Raw genomic sequence first — 2,864 nt, 5'->3', positions numbered from 1 at the left:
GGTGCAGTACGGGGATTTCACGTTGTGGCAGCGTGAGGTGCTGGAGTCGGATGGGTTCGAGAGTCGTGAGCTGGGCTTTTGGCGTGAGGTGTTGCGGGACCTGCCGCAGGAGCTGGATCTTCCCCGGGACCGTCCCCGGCCCGCCGTCGCCACCGGCCGGGCGGGAGCCGTCGAGTTCACGGTCGAGAGCCACACACTCCAGGCCCTGACGGAGGTCGCGCGCGAACAGGGAGCCAGCCTCTTCATGGCCCTGCACGCTGCGCTGGCCGGAACACTCGCACGCCTGGGGGCCGGACGGGACATCCCGGTCGGCAGCCCGGTCGCCGGGCGGACCGACGTGGCGCTGGAGGAACTCGTCGGCTGCTTCGTGAACACGGTGGTGGTGCGCTCGGAGCTGTCGGGGGATCCCTCCTTCGTGGAGTCGCTCGATCGGGTCCGGTCCGCGGTGCTGAGCGCGCTGGAGCACCAGGAGGTGCCGAGGTGCCGTTCGAGCGGGTGGTCGAGGCGGTCAACCCGGTCCGGTCGGCCGGGCGGCACCCGCTGTTCCAGGTGATGCTGAGCCTGCAGAACAACGCGGTGGCACAGGCGGCGTTCCCCGGCCTGGACGTGGCGTACGAGGATCCCGGTCCGGCCGAGTCCGTGGACTTCGACCTGCTCTTCGACTTCCGTGAGAAGGATGACGGGCTGCAAGGGCGGCTCGTCTACGCGCGGGACGTCTTCGACGAGGCGACGGCGCAGCGGCTGGCCGACTGCCTCACGCGGTTCCTGGACCAGGCGGCCGCGGACCCATGGGGCCGGCTGAGCGGCGTGGACGTGATCGGTCCGGCCGAGCGGGCCGCCGTACTGACCTGGGGTGCGGGACCCGCCGTGGACCGTACGGACAGCTCGGTGGCGGATCGCTTCGCGGCCCGGGCCGCCGCGACACCGGCCGCGACGGCGCTCGTGTGCGGTGCGCAAGCGCTCACCTACGAGCAGCTGGACGACCGCGCGAACCGGCTGGCGCGTGCCCTGCCGACCCGGGGCGCGGCTCCGGAGCGGCTGGTCGCGCTGGCGATGGAGCGCTCGGCGGACCTCGTCGTCGCCCTGCTCGCGGTCCTGAAGACCGGGGCTGCCTATCTCCCCCTCGACCTGCGCAGTCCCGATGCCCGGCTGGCCGGCGTCCTCTCCGAGTCCGCCCCCTGCCTGCTGCTGACCGACGCGTCGACGAGCGCACGAGCGGACTCCCTGCGCGCGCACCTCCCGGGCCTGCGGGTGGCCCGAGTCGACCAGGTCACCGGGGACGACGGGACGGACATGCCCTACGACGCACCCGTGGCCGGTGCCGACCGGATCGCCTGCGTGATGTACACCTCCGGTTCGACCGGGCGGCCCAAGGGCGTGGCCGTCACCCACGCCAACATCCTGGCCTTCACGGCGGACGCGTGCTGGCAGGAACAGGACCACTCCCGCGTGCTGGCGCACTCGGCGCACTCCTTCGACGCGTCGACGTACGAGGTGTGGGTACCGCTGCTCAACGGCGGCACGGTCGTCGTCGCACCACCGCACGACGGCTCGGCCGGAGCCCTGGAGCGCGTGGTCACCGAACACGGCGTCACCGCCGCCTTCTTCACCACCTCGCTCTTCAACTCCCTTGCCCTCGAGGCGAGTCGGGTATTCGGCGCCCTGAAGCACCTGTGGATCGGAGGGGAGGAGGCCTCCGGGCCCGCCGTGGCAGCGGCGCTCCACGCGCACGCACACCTCACCGTCACCAACGGCTACGGCCCGACCGAGAACACCACCTTCACCACCTGCCGGCACCTCACCGCCCGCGACTGCGAGCCCGAGAGCAAGCCGCCCATCGGCGGCCCCACGGGCGGTTCCACGGTGTTCGTGCTGGACGACACGCTGTCGCCCGTCCCGGTCGGAGTCGTGGGCGAGTTGTACGTGTCGGGCGCCGGGCTCGCGCGCGGCTACGCGGGCCGCCCGGACCTGACGGCGGCCCGGTTCGTGGCATGCCCGTTCGGCCGCCCGGGGGAGCGGATGTACCGCACGGGCGATCTGGCGCGCTGGAGGGCCCACGGTGAGCTGGAATTCGTGGGCCGTGCCGACCAGCAGGTCAAGGTGCGGGGCTTCCGGGTGGAGCTGGGCGAGGTGGAGGCGGTGCTGTCCGGGTGCGCGGGCGTCCGCCACGCCGTGGCCTCGGTGCGGGACGGCAACGTGATCGCCCACGTCGTACCGGCACCGGACGCCACGGACGCACTGGCCGACCGGGTACGGGAGCGGGCGGCCGGAGCGTTGCCGGACTACATGGTTCCCGTGGCCGTCGTCGTGCTGCGCGGCGGTCTGCCCTTGACCGGGAACGGCAAAGTGGACCGCGAAGCGCTCCCCGCGCCGGAAGCGGACACGGCGCCTGCCGCCGGCCGGGAGCCGGACGGCCCGGTCGAGCGGCTGCTGTGCGACCTGTTCGCCGACCTGTTGCGCGTTGCGCACGTCGGCGTCGACGACTCCTTCTTCGACCTCGGCGGACACTCCCTCCTCGCCGTGCGCCTGGTCAGCCGTATCCGCGCGGCCCTCGACGTCGAGATCGACATGCGCACCGTGTTCGAGGCACACACCCCGGCCACCCTGGCCGCCAGGTTCGCGCAGACGACCCGCCCGCGTCCGCAGCTGACCCGCAGGGCCCGTTCCGTGCACACCCGACTGGCTCCGTCCCAACTGCGCTTCTGGATCCAGGGCGAACTGGAAGAGGGCAGGGACGGCACGGACACCCGGGTCATCGCCACCGCCCTGCGTCTGGTGGGGGAGTTGGATGTGGTGGCGTTGGGTGCGGCGGTGGGTGATGTGGTGGGGCGGCACGAGAGTGTGCGGACGGTGTTTCCGGTGGT

General features: G+C 72.5%; 2 protein-coding genes. Both read left to right on the top strand.

What is annotated here, in order from left to right; all coding sequences use genetic code 11:
• Nucleotides 1-553, top strand: a 553-nt coding sequence (locus ADK64_RS03960; protein ID WP_159046158.1) for a condensation domain-containing protein, incomplete at its 5' end; no start/stop codon positions are given.
• Nucleotides 481-2,864, top strand: a 2,384-nt coding sequence (locus ADK64_RS03955) for a non-ribosomal peptide synthetase (RefSeq protein WP_159046157.1), incomplete at its 3' end; no start/stop codon positions are given. The genes ADK64_RS03960 and ADK64_RS03955, both read left to right, overlap by 73 nt.

This window comes from Streptomyces sp. MMG1121, assembly GCF_001280015.1.
In the GTDB taxonomy this organism is placed as follows: Bacteria; Actinomycetota; Actinomycetes; order Streptomycetales; family Streptomycetaceae; genus Streptomyces.
The sequence above is the reverse complement of the archived record's forward strand: the minus strand, read 5'-3'. Positions and strand labels throughout refer to the sequence as shown.